Origin of the sequence: Hubeiibacter jixunmingi (assembly GCF_041928215.1) — a bacterium.
In the GTDB taxonomy this organism is placed as follows: Bacteria; Pseudomonadota; Gammaproteobacteria; order Pseudomonadales; family Moraxellaceae; genus Acinetobacter.
The window spans coordinates 1-18,720 of sequence record NZ_JBHFHK010000044.1 but is presented as its reverse complement, the minus strand read 5'-3'; the positions used below and the strand labels follow the sequence as shown (position 1 = coordinate 18,720).

Below are 18,720 nucleotides of genomic sequence, written 5' to 3'. Positions count from 1 at the left end.
CGATGAATCTTTTGCTGCTAATATCTATCTGGCTGCAACAATAATCAATTTGCGTTAATTGTCAACACGCCCTAATATAATAGATAAATAAAATTGAACAATTGGTAAATTTAAAAATGCTTAACATTCACTTACATACCAATGTACATATGATTAAATTCTACATAAAAAAATATCATTTTGGTTGTTTTTTAACAAATATCATGCTTTTTATAATAAAGTTTACAATTTGGGCAATAAATCGTTATTGTTTATTTAACAAACATCTATTCAGAGGTGAATCTACGTTGTTAAAAAAGAATCATTTGTTTTTTATGATTTAAAAAATCGATGCATATATGGACAAATTTGAAAGTATTGTTATACTTGCAGGCATTAAACCATTCACAAAAATTGACGAGTTTTTTATGTCTGATTCCAATCATGAGATTTTAGAGCTATTTGCACAACAATTACATCCATTATCTGCAACATTACAAGAGATGTTGAATGAGCATTATTCACATCAAACTGAACGTCGTGGTTGTGGATATACCCAAGCTACACGTGTTATTGCAGAGTTTGTAAATGTACCACGTGAAGCAAATGATTTGGCAGACTTGCGTATTTTTAATGATTATTCAACGGAATATTTGAAAGTTATTCGTGCCCAAGGAGAAGAACAAGGGATTAATGATTGGCATAATTTGGATATTAATCCTGCGGTACAAGCTTATTTAGCACAAGGCAAAAATGACAATTTAACTGAAGCACTTCTTATAGAATCTGCTTTCCAAGCTAAGCTGCGTCATATTCATGAACAGGCAACTTTGGAAGAAAGTAAACTGATTTGTGAATTATTATCAGACATTATCTTACCCAAAAATAGTGACGATAGTGGTTTGATATCATTAGAGACTTTGCCAGAAAAACCGAAAGTCGGCTCTTGTCCTATGGCGGAGAAATTTTTTCTAAAAATCGCTCATGATCAATTATTGCGTCAAGGGATTATTAATATTTATACTGATACACAAAATCAAGCAGTAATGATGGAAAAAATTAATATGGGTGATAATCACTCTTGTATTAGTTTAAAACCATTGCTTATGAACGGCATACGTTTGCCAAAAGGTGCTTTGTTTTCAATCGTTGATAACTCAGAATTAGATTTGCAACGTCAAGAAAACAAGAAAAATAAGGGACATATCATTCCTGTCCAACAGGTAAAATTTTGGTTTTTGCGTCTGACGACTTTGGCTGTTTCACCGCAAAATCGTGAACGTACTTTCACCACCCACTTTAAGCAACAGATTCAAAATGGTTTAATGGATCCAGAAGGAACATTGCTATCTCAAATTGATGATATTGCCAAACGTCAATTTTAAGAGCTAAGCCAATGTTAAAAACTTGCTACTCATCACGCTATTATGCAATCACTCATACTCGCAGTATGGAAAAATTGACTGCGGTTGCAGAAGTCTTGGCAGCAGAACACATCGCTGAGCTTGTTGATCCAGGTTTGATTGATATTAATATCTTAAAAAAATTGCATAACCCAGCCTACGTTGACGCCTTTGTGCAAGGGCAAAAACCACTAGCGTGTATGCAAGGATTTAAAAATTGGTCACCACAGTTACGTGACGCCATTTTATCGGTGCAAGCAGGTCAGATTGTTGCCAGTGAAATTGCTTTGAAAGACGGTATTTCTGCCAACATTGCACAAGGTTTTCACCATGCGGTTTATGAGTATGGTGGGTCGTACTGTACTTTTAATGGTTTGGCGTTGATCGCACAGCATTATCCAGATAAAAAGATTTTTATATTGGATTGTGATCAACATGGTGGTAATGGTACAGCAGAATTTTCCGCTAAAATGGAAAATTTATTTAATTTTACGATTTTTGGTCATCGATTTGGCTGTATGAGTCATGAACGAAGTATTACTCATCATATCGATCAAAATACAGGTAATTTTGAACAATATATCGCTGCCATCGATGCAGGTTTTGCCCAAGCATTAGAATGGCAAGCGGATTTGATCATCTATCAAGCAGGTATGGACTGTCATAAAGCAGATCGCTTTGGTTCTCGATGGATCGATGCCACGATCATGTTTGAACGGGATAAATATGTTTTCGAACAAGCCAAAAAGCTAAACCTCCCCCTGATGTTTGTGCTTGCAGGAGGCTATCAGCCGCTGCAAACATTAGTACCTTTACACGTCAATACATTTATTGCTGCAAATGAAGTGTATTTTCCAGAACATCAACAGCCTAAAGCTCAGCTCTAGCCATATAGATTTTGGGTTTGAATTCAGCTACTATAACGCATAGCCAAGCGATTATCGATTTATGTGAGTGTGGTATGAAATTACCAAAGTTATCTCTACCCAAGATGAACTGGAAGATACAGGGTTATCATTTTGAACAATCATCTAAAATGATCGATTATTTAGAATTACTGTGCATTGTATTGCTGATATGTGGTAGTGTGGTTTATTTTTTTCAGACACTAAAACATCCAATTACTGTTCAACAACAGCAGGCTATTGAAAACTATAGCAACAACACGCTTTATCCACAGACACAAGTCTATGCAAAAGCATTAAAAGCTGAAGCTGCGGTCAATCAATATCAATATTTAAAAATGATGCAAAAAGTGCATATTGAACATCGAGATATTCGTTTTAAAACCCACTAAGTGCCAACTCAAAAAGCTAAAAAATGTGATACACTAAGCCTAATTTTTAATTGTTTTGCCGATTGTAACTTTAAAGGCTTAGGACGATATATGCAAAATCATAATCAACCACAAAAATTTGTCATCGATAATGATATTGGTGATGATGATGTGACACTACCCAATTTACCAAATGTCAATGTGCCAATCGTTGAAACACCACGCGAAGCAGTGTCTGATCATACATCCGTAGCACAAGAGCCTCAAAAATCTTTGGGCTTCTTTGGGCGTATGAAAGAAGGTCTCACAAAGACACGAAAAAATCTTGCCGATGGTGTGATGAACATCTTGGTGGGTGGAAAAGAAATCGATGATGAATTGTTAGAAGAAGTCGAAGAGCAATTATTGGTGGCAGATATTGGTGTAGAAGCAACCAAAACCATTATCCAAAATTTGACTGAGCGTACGGCACGTGGCGATTTGATTTATTCACATGCATTATATAAGGCTTTGCAAGAAGAGTTGGTTGCATTGTTAGCTCCAAAAGTACGTCCTTTGCATATCGATAGCAATAAGCGTCCATTTGTGATCTTGGTCGTCGGTGTAAATGGTGTAGGTAAAACCACTACAATTGGTAAACTTGCCAAGCGTTTGCAAGGTGAAGGCAAAAAAGTGATGTTGGCAGCAGGCGATACATTCCGTGCAGCAGCTACAGAACAATTGCAAATTTGGGGTGAGCGTAACGATATCGCTGTGGTCGCACAAGGGCATGGTGCAGACAGTGCTTCAGTGATTTTTGATGCTTTTGAAAGTGCGAGAGCAAAAGGTATTGATGTGCTGATTGCTGATACTGCGGGGCGTTTGCATAACAAATCGAATTTGATGGATGAACTAAGCAAAGTTAAACGTGTTATGCAGAAAATCGATGCTACAGCACCACACGAGATCATGCTTGTAGTCGATGCTGGTACAGGACAAAATGCCATTAATCAGGTACAAATGTTTGATGAAGCAGTTGGACTTACAGGATTGACCATCACTAAGCTTGATGGTACTGCCAAAGGTGGAGTGCTCTTCAATATTGCCAGCAAGACCAATGTGCCGATTCGCTTTATTGGTGTAGGTGAACAAATTGACGATCTGCGTCCATTCTCAGCAAAATCATTTGTCGCAGCACTATTCAATACTGATGATAAATAATGATTTTTATGGAATAAAAAGCGACTAAAAGGTCGCTTTTTTTATTGGTTTTCTTACTAAAATGATACTTTTGAATCAGATAATCAACGCTATAATTGCGGTCAATTTTTTCTGTATTTTTGAGATACTGAGATGAATACTTCAGCATATATCCATTCTTTTGCGTTGTTTTTTTCATTGCTCAATCCTTTTTTGATGAGCATTTATATGATTGGTTTAATCCGTAACTCGGAAACCAAAGTATTTAATAAGGCTTTAATTCAGGGTAGTTTGATTGCTTATGTCGTATTTGTATTATTTGCCATAGGTGGTGAAGCAATTTTTAATAGCTATTTACAAGTACGCTTTGAATCTTTTCAAATTTTTGGTGGTATTATCTTTTTGGTGATTGGTTACCGTTATGTATTCCAAGGTGCGGATACGATTGGTGATATGCGTGGTGCACCACAACATTTGGCAACCACTATTGCCATGCCCTTTATGATTGGCCCAGGTACGATTAGTGTAGCAGTGGTAACAGGGGTAAATTTACCTATTTTACCTGCGATTATTACCATTGGTGTGACGCTGACCATTACTTGTACTATCTTGATTTTAATGAAGTTTGCACATGATAATCTAAGAGAAAAGCATTCTAAATATATCGATTATTATTTTGATATTGTGGGACGTTTATCAGCCTTATTGATTGGTAGTATTGCTATCGATATGATTGTGACAGGCATATTTGGCTTGTTAGAACAAGTTAAATAGTTTCTTTATGATATTATGAATGACTGACATAAAATGATCAGTCATTTTTATTGGTAAACTTCTTTATTTTGATTATAATTTAGGTTATCTAAAAGAGGATAACTGGTTATGAAAAAAAGATTTAAGCTACAGCGATTAGAACAATTAATACAAAATGGAAAACCGCACTTCGGTGTCTTTGAATATGTAAAAGACATTAATTATCTTGATTATCATAGTCATCGTGTTTCTCAAAAACCTTTATCTCGGCTTACAAAATGGTTAGCAGCCAATCAGTTTGCTTTTGTGCAAATTTTGGTTGGACAATATCAAGTTTGTGTTGCAGTTGCCACGGTTAAATATGCGACAACAGCTTTTTGTTATATTTATTATCATGACACACAAAAGATTCAGTTGATTGAAAAATTAGCACCACTGACTTTAAACTGTGGATTTAACCAATCACCTTATCAAGGTAAAATTTATTTCCAAAATAAACAGCTTGATATCCAATTTGAGTTTTTGGAAAATGCCTATCATATTGAGATTCAGTGTAAAGATTTATCCTTGAGTGCAAAAGTAGAGCGATGTTTTGCACCACTTGCAGTGTGTAGTATGGCGGGACGATATGGTTGGGTTTTTACACAAAAAGAAGCCAGTAATAAAGTACAGGGGCATATGTCATTACACTCACAAAGCATAGATTTGTCGGCATCTCAGGCACGTGCATCTCTAGATTGGAGCTTGGGTTATATGCGTTCAATGACCAATTGGTTTTGGACCAGCATCAATGCATCTTTGCCAGATGGCAGGCATTTTGCAATGAACTTGGCTACAGGTGTGAATGAGTCAGGTACGAGTGAAAATGTGTGCTGGCTAGATGGAGAGATTTATTATTTACCTACAGTGTTATATCAGCGTCCACATAAGAATGATACCGATCAGCGTTGGAAGATTTATCATCAACAATTAAATTACTGTAACGTCAGTATTGAATTATATTTTCAACCTATCACATGTTATCAGAAAAATGACCGATTTATAATCGTAGATAGTATCTTTGAGCAATGGATTGGTATGTACTCTGGACATATTGTGGTCGATGGAGAGCAAATCGTTTTGCACGATATACTGGGTCTAGCAGAAGACCATTATGCCAAATGGTAAGCATAAAAAATCTTTTCATCATAGTCAGTATGTAAAGACATACGATGAAAAGATTGTTAGGGTAATCAGTGCAAAATTATTGAGGTTGCTTATCTAACCATGCCTGTAAAGTGGTGATCTCTTGTGTTTGAGAGTCAATCACATGCTGTGCTAATGATGTCATGGCAGCGTTTTTACCTTCTTTAATTTCAATATCAGCCATATCTAAAGCCATACTGTGGTGTGCCACCATCCCATTAGCAAAAGCGATATCAGGATTGGTATGGTCGATACCATCAATTTCATCCATCGGTGTATCGTGGCTCATATCGTGCGATGGATGCTCTGTAGGTGTGATTTTTTGTGTACTGAGCCATTGATTTAACGCATCAATTTCTTTTTGTTGATTGTTGATGATATTTTGTGCCAATTGACGCATTTCAGGATCTTTACCATATTTTAATTGTACTTTTGCCATGTCTAAAGCACCTTGATGGTGTGGAATCATGCCTTGTGCAAAGCTGATATCAGGGTCAGGATTTTGCATTGCCATGGTCATATCCATATCCATTTTTTGTAGTATGCTTTGATACTGCTGGCTATGCTCAGGTAAGGTAGCTGGATCTTTTTTGCCAATGACTTCAGGTGTGCTACTTGGTATATTATTTGAGCTTGATACCGATGCAGATGTCGGTGCTTGTTCTGTCTTACCGCAGGCACTAAGCACAGCAATGCTGATTGCCAAAGTGACATAATAAATTTTACGCATGGTTACCCCCTATTTTGCTGGGTTGATTATGATAATTTTTGCAAAAAAAGGAATATGTAAAAGACAAAATATTGTAGTGAATATGTTGAAAATATAACTTAATGTTCAAATTATATCTCATCCGCTATAAATACCACCAAATAATGACTTTTGCTGTCCCTCATCAAGCAATAATATTAAGCTTGAAAATATGGTCAAAAAACCAAATCTTAAATTTAGATCCTGAAAAATATTCAATCATTTGAATTGTTGATGACGTCGTAAATGGCTAAAGGCATATGGTGTGCTTGTAAACCATGCTCGCCTCGCACTGCCAATTTATCGCCTGCCAAAGCATGTAACGCAACGCAATCTGCTAGCGGTAAACCTAAAGGTATTAATGCAGCGAGCATACCACTCAGCACATCACCCATGCCTGCGGTCGCCATGCCTGCATTGCCGAAGGCACAGACTTGCACTAATTCTGTATTATGCTCTAGGCTCAATGAGCCTGCACCTTTGAGTACCCAATTTCCACCAAAAGTAGATTTTAATCGAGTGATACTTGAGAGGCGATCATGGTCAATCTCTTTAACATTGACATGAAGCAAGCGTGCTGCCTCACTAGCATGTGGCGTGAAAATATAGTTATTTTCAAAAGATTGAGGATTGTTTGCCAAAAACCACAACGCATCAGCATCAAAAATAACCTGTTTGAGATGTTTGGCTTGACGAAACTGAAACAGCATCGCTTGATAAATTTTTTCTGCCCAATCATCACGCCCCAATCCCATGCCAAAAGCAACAACATCAATATGCTCTAAAAAATCAGCAAAGTCAGCATCGTATATGCTATCGATGTTTTTTAACATGATGTTGGGACTGCGGCTAACAATCGGTGCGTGATGATTGTTATGACATAGAATAGTCACTTTACCTGCACCTGATGCAATGGCTGCCTCACCAGCCATCATGACTGCACCACCCATATTGGCATGACCACCCACAATCAAAACGTGGTAAAAATGACCTTTATGGCTGTTCCTTTTACGTTGGGGTAATGATGGTCGATAAGTAGAAATTTCAGCACAAGCATGAATATCATCATTGTTAGGTATTAGCGGAACCGCAATAACTTGCCCTGCATAATCTCGCCCTTGTGCTGTGAATAAACCTAATTTTAAGCCCAATAGACATAAAGTATAGTCAGCGTGTACAGCAATAGGTAAGGCACAACCCGTGTCTGGGTGTAAGCCACTTGGTAAATCAATGGCGATTTTTAAACCATCTTGTACATTAAAATCATAAATTAGCTCTAAAGATGGGTCAGATAGTTTTCTGTTTAGACCATTGCCAAATAGAGCATCAACATGAATATCGATATTTGGTGAGCTATAACCGAGATCTTGACTAATTTGCTGAAAATTCAAATCTTGATATATTGGGATGGCGTATTGTTCTGCACATGCTTTTGCGGTTTGAGCATCAGGTGTGTTGGGCAGCTCGGGTGCATAAATGAATACATCAAAGTTTTTTTGTTTTAAATAGCTTGCGACCAAATAACCGTCACCGCCGTTATTGCCTGTACCACACCAGACCAAAATATTTGATTGATAGCTGTGATTTTTGGATTGGCAGATGATATTTTCAATATGGTTTGCAACGGCTAAAGCAGCTTGTTGCATCAAACCGTAGCTACTATTTTGCTGATTAAACCAAGCTTTTTCCCAAGCTTGAATATCTTGAGTGCGGTAAATTGGATAAGTCTTTTGGATGTCATAAATGTTAGGAGTCATCATTTTTCTCGCTGCAAAAGGGCACTTTAGATTTTTAATCAGATAAGCTATTCTAACAGAGCAATCATTTATAATCATTTTTTTCTAATGACTTTGGGAGTTCGTCATGAGCTTACGTTGGACAGACAGCTTGGATATCGCAATTGAGTTGTATGAAGCACATCCTGATGTGGATCCGCAATGGATTCGCTTTACAGACCTGCATGCTTGGGTTTGTGCTTTGCCTGATTTTGGTGATGATCCAAATAAATCGACAGAAGGTATTTTAGAGGCAATCCAAATGGCTTGGATTGACGAAGCACGCTAAATGGGCAAAAAAGTGTAGGCTTTTGTCAAATCATACTATTCAGCTGTGCATGGCTCGTATATACTATGCAGCATTGTTTTATATTATCTTTTAACTGACCTTCAAAGGAGCCTTATCATGGCGATTGAACGTACACTATCTATCATTAAACCAGATGCAGTAGGCAAAAACCACATTGGTGACATTTTCGCACGTTTTGAAAAAGCAGGCTTAAAGCCAGTTGCTATCAAATACAAACATTTGAGCCAAGCTGATGCTGAAGGCTTTTATGCTGAGCACAAAGAACGTGGTTTCTTTGCTGATTTAGTTGCATTTATGACTTCTGGTCCAGTTGTTGTATCTGTATTAGAAGGCGAAAACGCTGTATTGGCTCACCGTGATATCTTGGGTGCAACGAACCCTAAAGATGCAGCAGCAGGTACAATCCGTGCTGATTTCGCAACAAGCATCGACGAAAACGCAGCACACGGTTCTGACTCTGTTGCATCTGCTGAACGTGAAATCAAATATTTCTTCAACGATGACGAAATTTTTGCTCGTACACGTTAATCATTGCTGGTCTGTTAAGTCTGATTACATTACTTCTCAGATTTGACTGCACAAATGATGAAAAAGCCATATCTTTGTTGATATGGCTTTTGTTTTAATAAAATGAAAAAAAGAAAATTCTTGTGATAAAAAACACCCAAAATCAATATATTTTTTGGCAAAAGTCCAACTAAATTGTTTTAGCTTTGTTGATTTAACTTTTTTGTTTTTACAATAACGTATATAATCGATGCTTTAATTTATATTTCGATTCGTTTTTAGGGCGTTTAGGTTTAAGGTTTGTCATGAGTAATCAATCAGTTCAATCAGGTTCGACACTGGAAACATCAGTGCAAGTCGCTACGGATGTGACTGATTCAGTTCATGAAAAGCCTATTGCAAAAGAGAATAATAAGAAAAAAATTAACATCTTAGGTATGAATCGTGAAGAGCTTGAACAATTCTTTGAAAGTATCGGTGAAAAGAAGTTTCGTGCTGGTCAGGTGATGAAATGGATACATCAGTTTTTTGTCACAGATTTCGAAGAGATGAGTAATATCTCAGGAAAACTACGAACGAAACTTGCTGAATTGTGCGAAATACAAGCACCTGAAATTGTGCATAAAAATTATTCAAAAGACGGTACTCGTAAATGGGTATTTCGTGTTGGTGAAGGTGAGGGATCATTAGTTGAAACAGTACTGATTCCCGCTGAAGATAAGACAGGTAGTCGAAAGACACTGTGTATCTCTTCACAAGTCGGTTGTGCGTTAGATTGTTCTTTTTGTTCTACAGGTAAGCAAGGTTTTCAACGAGATTTAACACCTGCCGAGATTATCGGGCAATTGTGGCAAGCCAATCTTTCTTATATGGAAGATGTGCCTGTTAATGAACGTGAACGCTCGGTAACCAATGTGGTGATGATGGGGATGGGCGAACCTTTACTCAATTTTGAGCCTGTGGTGAGTGCCATGAGCATCATGCTTGATGATTTTGCTTATGGCATGTCAAAGCGTCGTGTGACTTTATCTACCTCAGGTATCGTGCCAATGATGGATAAATTGGCAGAACGTTTGGATGTAGCACTTGCCATTTCTTTACATGCACCAAACGATGAATTGCGAAATGAATTGGTGCCAGTGAATAAAAAATATCCACTTAAAGATCTGGTCGCTGCAGCAAAACGTTATCTAGGAAAAGATGGTAATGATAGCAACCGCAAACACGTCACTATTGAGTATGTGATGCTTGATGGTGTGAACGATCAGGCGATACATGCACAGCAAATGATTAAACTGCTCAAAGACCTACCAAGCAAAATTAATCTGATTCCTTTCAATCCTTTTCCACATGCACCATATGCACGTTCAAGCCGTAACCGTATCATGGCATTCCAAAAAACGTTGTCAGATGCAGGCTTTGTTTGTACCATCCGTCAAACGCGTGGTGATGATATTGATGCGGCTTGTGGGCAGTTGGTCGGTCAGGTGGCAGATCGTACACGTCGTGCGGAACGCTGGAAACAGAAAGTCGCACAACAACATGAAATCTTGCGTACACAAAGCGATTAGACTAAGCTATGTGCGAGTAGTAAAAATGGAGAAAGAGCTCATGTCAAGTAAGCATCTTAAAACGGTTTTAAGCACATTGGCGTTAAGTGTGACACTTACCGCATGTGTAAGCACTACACCAGCAACAAAAATTGGGCAAACAGATCCATCTAAAGCAGTTGAACTACGTACTCAACTGGCAGCAGAATTGATCCGAACAGGGCAGTTGGATAGAGCAAAACAAGAGCTTGATGAGGCACTCAGAACGAATTCACGCTCTGTAGAGACCAACGTGATGATGGGAGTTTTGTTACAGCAAGCTGGTGGCGAAGCAAACCTAAAAAATGCAGAAGCTTACTTTAAAAGAGCTGTCGATATTGCACCAAGAAACCCACAAGCACGCAACAACTACGGCACATATTTGGTTTTGCGTCAGCGTTATGCAGAAGCAGTACCACATCTACAAGTTGCTGCAACAACACTTGGCTATGAGCAACGTGCAGCTGCACTTGAGAATTTAGGTCGTACATATTTACTTCGTAACCAGACAGAACTTGCACAACAAACTTTTCTTCAAGTATTGGATGTAAATAGAGATTCGATCATTGCTCGTATTGAATTGGCAGAGTTATTTTATTTACAAGGTCGAATTACTGATGCAGGTCAAATGTATGAAGAGTATGTTCGATACACTGGGCAATCAGCACAAGGTGCAAGAGCTTTATGGATTGGTGCTCGCTTGGCACGTGCTCGTCAGGATGACATGAGTATGAAAATTTTAGTGAACCAATTGCGTGCACAATTCCCCGATAGTCCTGAATATCAATCTTATTTAAAGCAACAAAACAATTCTGAGGCCGTATGGAAATAAAATCGACTTCCGCTCCAGTAAATGATGGTGATGTACTAGGAGATGCTACTCCAGGTGCATATTTGCGTCAGCTACGTATGAAGCAAAACAAGACTTTGGCAGATGTAGCAAAAGAGCTAAATATTCTTGAGAGCAGATTAGATGCCTTGGAAAAAGATGATTTCGCCAGCTTACCAGAAGCCCCTTTTGTCAAAGGCTACTATCGGTCTTATGCTCGATTCTTGGGTGTGAGCGATGCACCATTGATCCAACGTTTTGATTCAATTTACAGTCAAAGCTCTGGTCGTCGAATTTCACATAATCTGAATGATTCTCCAGTAAAAAGCATGGGACGTTTGGCAAGCAGTGGACGTCGTGGCTTGAACGTTTGGGTTAAACGTATCTTGGTTTTGATTGTCTTGGCAGTGTTGCTGACTGTGTTATGGTCAATGCTGAGTAAGTGGTTAGGCAAAAGTACTGCGACAACAAGCAATCCAACACAAATGCAACAAGTTCAAGTTTTGCCAACAAATAATCAATCAGCAAATACTTCACTTGATAAGCTACAGTTGGAATTCAATCACCCAACATCGATTCGAATTACTGATTCCACAGGTAAAGTTTTGGCAGAAGGTCGTCAGGCAGCAACATTGAATCTAGAAGGTGATGCACCATTTAGTATCCGTATTGATGATGTCAAAGCAGTAAAAATGCGTTTGAATAACGAAGAAATTGCTTTAGGACGCTATGCTAATCCGAATGGCATTGCTGACTTTAGATTGTCACCTTAAGTTTTATATTTAGCTATACAAAAGAAAGATTTTGTATAGCGATTACTATTTTGTGATGGGTCATATTTTATGATACATAATCCAATCGTACGCCGTAAAACACGTAAAATCCGTGTTGGTTCAGTCTACGTGGGTGGTGATGCACCGATCAGCGTACAAAGCATGACAAATACGGAAACGTGTGACGTTGATGCGACTGTAGCGCAAATTGAACGCTGTGTGAACGCTGGGGCAGACATTATGCGTGTGTCTGTGCCGTCGATGCAGGCTGCGGAAGCATTTGGTGAGATTCGTAAACGTGTCGGCGTCCCTTTGGTGGCAGATATTCATTTTGACCACAAGATTGCTCTAGCGGTGGCGGACTACGGTGCGGATTGTTTGCGTATCAACCCAGGTAATATCGGTTCGGATCAAAAAGTGCGTGAAGTGGTGGCGGCGGCACGTCATCACGGTATCTCCATTCGTATCGGCGTGAATGCTGGCTCATTGGAAAAAGATTTACAAATCAAATATGGCGAACCAACAGGCGAGGCTTTATTAGAATCGGCTTTGCGTCATATCGATATTTTAGAAAAATTAGATTTCCAAGAATATAAAATCAGCGTCAAAGCATCAAATGTCTTTTTGACCATGGATGCCTATCGTTTGTTGTCGGCTCAAATTGATAACCCACTGCATTTAGGTGTGACCGAAGCAGGGATTTATCGTACTGGTACAGTCAAATCTGCGATTGCTTTAGGTGGTTTACTGATGGAAGGCATTGGCGATACCATGCGTATTTCGCTTGCGGCTGAGCCTGAAGATGAAATCAAAATTGGTTTTGACATTTTAAAATCATTGAGTTTGCGTTCAAACGGCATTAATTTTATTGCTTGTCCAAGCTGTTCACGTCAAGAATTTGATGTGATTCGCGTGATGCAAAAATTGGAAGAGCGTCTTGAAGATGTGCGTACGCCAATGGATGTGTCCGTGATTGGTTGTAAAGTCAATGGACCAGGTGAAGCCAAAGAAGCGGATATTGGTGTGGTGGGTGCAAGTCCACGCTCACTCGTGTATCGCAATGGCGAGAAAAGCCATCTGATTGATACCGAAAATTTGGTTAATGAAATTGAAACAATGGTGCGTCAACGTGTCAAAGACATGGAAGATGCAAAAGCAAAAGAGATTATCAGAAGTTCATCATGAGTACGATTACTGCAATTAAAGGTTTTAATGATATTTTACCAAGTCAAACTGCGGCTTGGCGACGTTTGGAGCAAGTTTTGGCTGACCTTATGGACAGCTATGGCTATCAACAAATTCGTTTGCCAATGGTAGAGCAAACTGCATTGTTCAAACGTGCGATTGGTGATGCAACAGATATTGTTGAAAAAGAAATGTATACCTTTTTTGACAAGGGCAACCCACCAGAATCTTTGACCTTACGTCCAGAAGGCACAGCAGGTTGCGTGCGTGCCATGCTTGAACATAACTTATTGCGTGGGGCGACACCACGAGTATGGTATGTCGGACCGATGTTCCGCTATGAAAAACCACAAAAAGGACGCTATCGTCAATTTCACCAATTTGGTGTAGAAAGCTTTGGTGTTGCAACACCTGATATGGATGCAGAATTGATTTTGATGACCGCTCGTTTGTGGAAGCAGATGGGTGTAGCAGACAAAGTACAATTAGAACTCAATACTTTGGGTGAAATGCATGAGCGTACCGCTTATCGTACCGCATTGGTGGAGTATCTCACCGCTCACAAAGATAGCTTGGATGAAGATAGCCAACGTCGCTTAAGTACCAATCCGTTGCGTATTTTGGATAGTAAAATTGAAAGTACGCAAAAGTTACTTGAAAATGCACCGAAATTGCACGACTTTTTAGAAGAAGATAGCTTAAATCACTTCAATCAATTACAAGATTATTTACGTCAAGCAGGTATCGATTTTACGATTAACCAAAAATTAGTACGTGGCTTGGATTATTACAACAAAACTGTTTTTGAATGGACGACGACACATCTTGGTTCACAAGGCACAATATGTGGTGGTGGTCGTTACGATGCTTTGATTGGACAGCTTAAAGGTAAACCTGATCAAACCGTTCCAGCAGCAGGTTTTGGGATGGGAATGGAGCGACTACTATTGTTGCTTGAGCAACAACTTAAAGATGAACAAAATCGTGAGTGTGAAGTGTTTTTAGTGGCTGAGCCAGCTTACCAAGCACAGGCAATGGTATTGGCTGAGCAGTTGCGTGACGGTTTTGCTGAACAAGGTAAAAAAATCCGTCTTAAAATGGGCTCACAAGGCAGTATGAAAAGCCAAATGAAAAAAGCTGACCAATCAGGTGCGATGTTAGCTTTGATTTTGGGTGAGCGTGAGTCACAATCACAACAAATTCTGATCAAAGATCTAAGTAATGCTGAACAAACACAGCTTGCATTGCCTGATCTATCTGAGTATTTGTTAGCACGTTTTAAATAAGTTTTGGTTTGTTTTGGGCATATGTTTTAGTAGATATGCTCAGCAATACAATTTTTTTGCTATAAATTAATGCGTTTATTGGGTAAAGATTATGGTCGCAATGACAGATGAAGAGCAAAAGGCACAAGTAAAGTCTTTTATGCAAAGCTATGGTGTGCCGATTATTCTCGGTATTGTGATTGCCTTGGGTGGTTTTTTTGGTTGGCAATGGTGGCAAAAAAATCACCATGCAGGTAATACACAAGCTACAGGGCAATATCAGCAAGTATTGGCACAGGCAGATCATGCAAGTCAAGACAAGGCAGCTTATCAAAAACTGAAAGCTGATGCTGAAGCCATCATCAAAGCCAATCCAAACTCTGTACAGGCATTACAAGCACAGTTGCTTTTAGCAAAATTAGCATTTGATCACCAAGATTTTGCCCAAGCTGAAACCCTTTTGATCCAAGCTCAATCTAAATCGGTATCTGACGAAGGTCTAAAAGCCGTTGCAACTTTGAATTTGGCATATATACAAATTGAGCAAAAACAATGGGATAAGGCACTACAGAGTTTAGATAGTATCAAACTTGAAGCATTTATTCCAAGTGTGAATGAAGCCAAAGGCGATATTTTTGTTGCAAAAAACGATACAGAATCTGCCAAAAAAGCGTATCAAACGGCTTGGGATAAACTGATTGAGCGTAAAGAGCCACGTGAGCTTTTGCAAATTAAATTGGCTGGCTTAGGCGTATTTGTAGAAATACCAAAAGATATTTCTCCAGTACGCACAGAGGAAAGCGTGCCTAATACAGATGCTCAAATGGCAGCATTAGATGCACATGATGCGTCGGCACCTCAAGCTACTCAAGAAAATCAAGCAGCTAGCCAACCAGCCAGTACATCGAAATAATACAAAGATCAGCAGTTTTTTATCGATTCGCATGATAAACTGCTGTGATCAGTTTGACATTTGTCTTGGGCGATTACGCCAGACCAACAGCGAGAAATTTTTATGAAACAGTTATTAAAAGTTCCATTTGCCTTGACTGTGCTTTCAGTGGCTTTGGTGGGTTGTTCAAGCTTAAATTTTCTAAATAAATCCAATACCGAAGAAGTTGTTAAGCCAAATCCATTACCAAAAATTGTTGCTAGTACCCAATTGACACCAGTATTTAAAACAAGTACGTCATCATTACCAAAATTTGATGTATTGAAATTACAAATGGTTCAAGAAAACGGTATCTATTATCGTATTGATGCCAAAGGCGAAGTCAGTGCATTGCAAGGGCGTCGTACTGTTTGGAGTAGCAAAATTGGTAAATCTTTATCTTCAGGCGTTGCTGTTGGTGAAGGCGTAGTTGTCGTTGGCAATCAACAAGGTGAATTATTTGCCTTAGATGCGACGACAGGTAAGCAAATTTGGACCCAAAAACTAGGTGCAGCACTACTTAGCCCGTCACTCATTCAACAAGGTCGTGTAGTTACTGTTGGTAATGATGGTAAAGTTTATGCACATGACTTGCGTAGTGGTCAGGTTTTATGGACATTTGACTTACCATCTAATAATTTGGCAATGCGTGGCTATGCTTCGCCAGTGTTGCTCAGTAAACGAACAGTTTTACTTGCTTCATCAAACGCTTACGTCTATGCAGTAGATTTGATGTCGGGTACACCAGTATGGCAACGTCGTGTTGCATTCAATGAAGGGCGTGGTGATATTCAACGCTTGATTGATATCGACGGCGAACCTGTTATTTCTAATGGTAAAATGGTTACTGTAAGCTATCAAGGTATGGTGACAGTGATTGATTTAGACAATGAACAAGTGCTTTGGTCGAATAAAAGTAGCAGCTTGAATCGTCCAGCAGCAGATATTCGTGCAGTATATGTTGCCCAAACCGATGGCACATTGAATGCTTATGATGTGAATACTGGTGCATCGCTGTGGACTAATACTGAACTTTTAAACCGTAAGCTCAGTAACCCTGTGCGTATTGGTCAGCATTTGGTAGTTGGTGATTATGAGGGTGTGTTGCATTTGGTTGATCCAGCGACTGGTAAATTGACAGGGCGTGCAAGCACATCGGGTCAAGTGCGTACGCTGAATGTACAAAATAATCAACTGTTTGTTGCTACAGACAAAGGTGAGTTTAGTGTTTGGCAACCTAAATAAGTTGATTTGAGGCTCAATTTTTAAATAAAACTTAAAATTGTGTGAAATCATGCGGATATTGCGATTTTTGACAATATCCGTTTTTTTAATTGTTGTGCTACAATCTATATATCGTCTGTAGCCAAATTTTGAGAAAAAATAATGAAACCCGTTCTAGCTTTAATCGGTCGTCCTAACGTAGGTAAATCCACGCTGTTTAACCAAATTACCAAAAGTCGTGATGCACTAGTTGCAGACTTTGCAGGCTTGACACGTGACCGCAAATATGGTGATGCGACTTATGAAAATAAATCTTTTATCGTCGTTGATACTGGTGGTATTGGCGAGGGTGAAAAAGGTATTGACGGCTATATGGCAGAACAGTCAAAAACTGCCATCAATGAAGCTGATATCATTTTATTTATCGTCGATGCCCGTGCTGGTCTTTTGGCATCAGATGAACAGATTGCACGTGAACTACGTACTTTAGGTAAAAAAGTATTTTTGGTTGCCAATAAAGTCGATGGTGTACATGCGGAAGCTGCCGTTGTTGAATTTTTTAAATTAGGCTTTGGTGAACCGATTCATGTTGCTGCAAGTCATGGTCGTGGCGTGGCACAAATGCTTGAAGAAGTGTTGGTTGATGTGCCAGAAGATCAAGATTTGGATCAATTGGATCAAAATTCAGGCTTACGCCTTGCGGTAATTGGTCGCCCAAATGTGGGTAAATCAACATTAGTCAACCGTTTACTCGGCGAAGAACGTGTCGTTGTGTTTGACTTGGCAGGTACAACGCGTGATTCAATTTATATTCCTTATGAGCGTAATGAACGCAAATATACTTTGATTGATACCGCAGGTGTACGCCGTAAAGGCAAAGTCGATGATACCATTGAAAAATTTTCAATTGTCAAAACCTTACAAGCAATTAAAGATGCACACGTAGTCGTAGTAGTCATTGATGCGCGTGATGGTATCGTGGAACAAGACTTGCATTTGATTGGCTATGCTTTGGAAGCAGGTCGAGCAATTGTGATTGCGATCAATAAATGGGACGGCATGAACGAGTATGACCGAAATCAGGTTAAGCAAAATATCGAAACACGTTTTGATTTCATTCCATGGGCAAGAATCCATTTGATTTCTGCATTACATGGTACAGGTGTAGGTGATTTATACCCATCTATTCACCGTGCTCATGAGTCAGCGACCCTAAAAGTTAGCCCAGCCAAGCTTACTCAGATTTTAAAAGACGCAACAGATAACCATGCACCACCAAAAATCGGTGGACGTATGATCAAAATGCGTTATGCACATATGGGTGGACAAAATCCGCCAACCATCGTGATTCATGGTAATAAAGTAGATAAAACGCCAGCAGATTATCGTCGTTATTTGGAAAATGTTTTCCGTAAGGTATATAAGTTAGAAGGTACACCTGTACGTATCGACTTTAAAACATCAGAAAACCCATTTGAAGGTCGTAAATCTCAAGTTGATGAAAAAACTGCTGCACGCCGTCGTCGCTATATCCAAAAATTTAAAAAAGCTGAGAAAAAGTTTAAACGTGGTTAATGCTATAAAGCCAAAATTAAGCAGACTATGACTTTCATAGTCTGGTTTTTTATTTATTGGGTCAAAAAAATTAAGAAGACAACTAGCTTTATCAACATGTTGAAAAAAATGAAGTTTGAAAAGTAGAACTGTTTTACTGTTAAATTTTATTTTGATTAGCTAGGGCGTGTTGACAATTAACGCAAATTGATTATTGTTGCAGCCAGATAGATATTAGCAGCAAAAGATTCATCG

General features: G+C 38.9%; 18 protein-coding genes. 16 read left to right on the top strand and 2 right to left on the bottom strand.

Annotated elements, in window-relative coordinates; translation table 11 throughout:
- Positions 1-407: 407 nt before the first annotated feature.
- The 6 genes from ACEYX7_RS07735 (at position 408) to ACEYX7_RS07710 (ending at position 5,757) form a co-directional block, all read left to right on the top strand.
- Positions 408-1,364, top strand: a complete 957-nt coding sequence (locus ACEYX7_RS07735; protein WP_374803813.1) for a hypothetical protein — start codon at positions 408-410, stop codon at positions 1,362-1,364.
- A gap of 11 nt (positions 1,365-1,375) precedes the next feature.
- Positions 1,376-2,269, top strand: a complete 894-nt coding sequence (locus ACEYX7_RS07730) for an arginase family protein (protein ID WP_374803815.1) — start codon at positions 1,376-1,378, stop codon at positions 2,267-2,269.
- A 74-nt stretch (positions 2,270-2,343) separates the two neighbouring features.
- Complete coding sequence (locus ACEYX7_RS07725; RefSeq protein ID WP_374803817.1) at positions 2,344-2,679, top strand: hypothetical protein; 336 nt, start codon at positions 2,344-2,346, stop codon at positions 2,677-2,679.
- A 90-nt stretch (positions 2,680-2,769) separates the two neighbouring features.
- Positions 2,770-3,858: a signal recognition particle-docking protein FtsY gene (ftsY, locus tag ACEYX7_RS07720; RefSeq protein ID WP_374803819.1), complete on the top strand. Its 1,089-nt coding sequence runs from the start codon at positions 2,770-2,772 to the stop codon at positions 3,856-3,858.
- A gap of 132 nt (positions 3,859-3,990) precedes the next feature.
- Entirely contained in the window at positions 3,991-4,611 is a 621-nt protein-coding gene (locus ACEYX7_RS07715; RefSeq protein WP_374803821.1) for a MarC family protein, read from the top strand.
- A gap of 108 nt (positions 4,612-4,719) precedes the next feature.
- On the top strand, positions 4,720-5,757 hold the full coding sequence (locus ACEYX7_RS07710) for a DUF2804 domain-containing protein (RefSeq protein ID WP_374803823.1): 1,038 nt from the start codon (positions 4,720-4,722) through the stop codon (positions 5,755-5,757).
- Positions 5,758-5,833: 76 nt separating this feature from the next.
- Here ACEYX7_RS07710 and copM read toward each other — a convergent pair whose 3' ends face one another.
- Both copM and ACEYX7_RS07700 read right to left on the bottom strand, forming a co-directional pair.
- On the bottom strand, positions 5,834-6,505 hold the full coding sequence (gene copM / locus ACEYX7_RS07705; protein WP_374803825.1) for a CopM family metallochaperone: 672 nt from the start codon (positions 6,503-6,505) through the stop codon (positions 5,834-5,836).
- Positions 6,506-6,738: 233 nt separating this feature from the next.
- The gene (locus ACEYX7_RS07700) at positions 6,739-8,283 is read right to left on the bottom strand and encodes an NAD(P)H-hydrate dehydratase (RefSeq protein WP_374803827.1); all 1,545 of its coding nucleotides are present in this window, start codon (positions 8,281-8,283) and stop codon (positions 6,739-6,741) included.
- Positions 8,284-8,386: 103 nt separating this feature from the next.
- Between ACEYX7_RS07700 and iscX the strand changes: the two genes are divergently transcribed.
- The 10 genes from iscX (at position 8,387) to der (ending at position 18,486) form a co-directional block, all read left to right on the top strand.
- Entirely contained in the window at positions 8,387-8,587 is a 201-nt protein-coding gene (gene iscX, locus ACEYX7_RS07695) for a Fe-S cluster assembly protein IscX (RefSeq protein WP_374803829.1), read from the top strand.
- 117 nt (positions 8,588-8,704) lie between these two features.
- The gene (ndk, locus tag ACEYX7_RS07690) at positions 8,705-9,136 is read left to right on the top strand and encodes a nucleoside-diphosphate kinase (protein WP_374803831.1); all 432 of its coding nucleotides are present in this window, start codon (positions 8,705-8,707) and stop codon (positions 9,134-9,136) included.
- A gap of 284 nt (positions 9,137-9,420) precedes the next feature.
- Positions 9,421-10,686 (top strand): dual-specificity RNA methyltransferase RlmN, encoded by a 1,266-nt coding sequence (gene rlmN, locus ACEYX7_RS07685; RefSeq protein WP_374803833.1) that lies wholly within the window; start codon positions 9,421-9,423, stop codon positions 10,684-10,686.
- A 40-nt stretch (positions 10,687-10,726) separates the two neighbouring features.
- The gene (gene pilW, locus ACEYX7_RS07680) at positions 10,727-11,536 is read left to right on the top strand and encodes a type IV pilus biogenesis/stability protein PilW (protein ID WP_374803835.1); all 810 of its coding nucleotides are present in this window, start codon (positions 10,727-10,729) and stop codon (positions 11,534-11,536) included.
- A complete protein-coding gene (locus ACEYX7_RS07675) occupies positions 11,527-12,306 on the top strand; it encodes a helix-turn-helix domain-containing protein (RefSeq protein WP_374803837.1) in 780 nt (259 codons plus the stop codon). Before pilW ends, ACEYX7_RS07675 begins: the two co-directional genes overlap by 10 nt.
- Positions 12,307-12,375: 69 nt before the next feature.
- Positions 12,376-13,491 carry a flavodoxin-dependent (E)-4-hydroxy-3-methylbut-2-enyl-diphosphate synthase gene (gene ispG / locus ACEYX7_RS07670; protein ID WP_374803839.1) on the top strand — a complete coding sequence of 372 codons (1,116 nt, stop codon included), beginning with the start codon at positions 12,376-12,378 and terminating at the stop codon, positions 13,489-13,491.
- Complete coding sequence (hisS, locus tag ACEYX7_RS07665) at positions 13,488-14,777, top strand: histidine--tRNA ligase (RefSeq protein ID WP_374803841.1); 1,290 nt, start codon at positions 13,488-13,490, stop codon at positions 14,775-14,777. Before ispG ends, hisS begins: the two co-directional genes overlap by 4 nt.
- Before the next feature lie 91 nt (positions 14,778-14,868).
- The gene (locus ACEYX7_RS07660; protein ID WP_374900402.1) at positions 14,869-15,669 is read left to right on the top strand and encodes a YfgM family protein; all 801 of its coding nucleotides are present in this window, start codon (positions 14,869-14,871) and stop codon (positions 15,667-15,669) included.
- Between the two features lie 102 nt (positions 15,670-15,771).
- The gene (gene bamB, locus ACEYX7_RS07655) at positions 15,772-16,932 is read left to right on the top strand and encodes an outer membrane protein assembly factor BamB (RefSeq protein WP_374803845.1); all 1,161 of its coding nucleotides are present in this window, start codon (positions 15,772-15,774) and stop codon (positions 16,930-16,932) included.
- Positions 16,933-17,073: 141 nt separating this feature from the next.
- Positions 17,074-18,486, top strand: coding sequence for a ribosome biogenesis GTPase Der (gene der / locus ACEYX7_RS07650; RefSeq protein WP_374803847.1), 1,413 nt, complete (start codon positions 17,074-17,076; stop codon positions 18,484-18,486).
- Positions 18,487-18,720 lie beyond the last annotated feature (234 nt).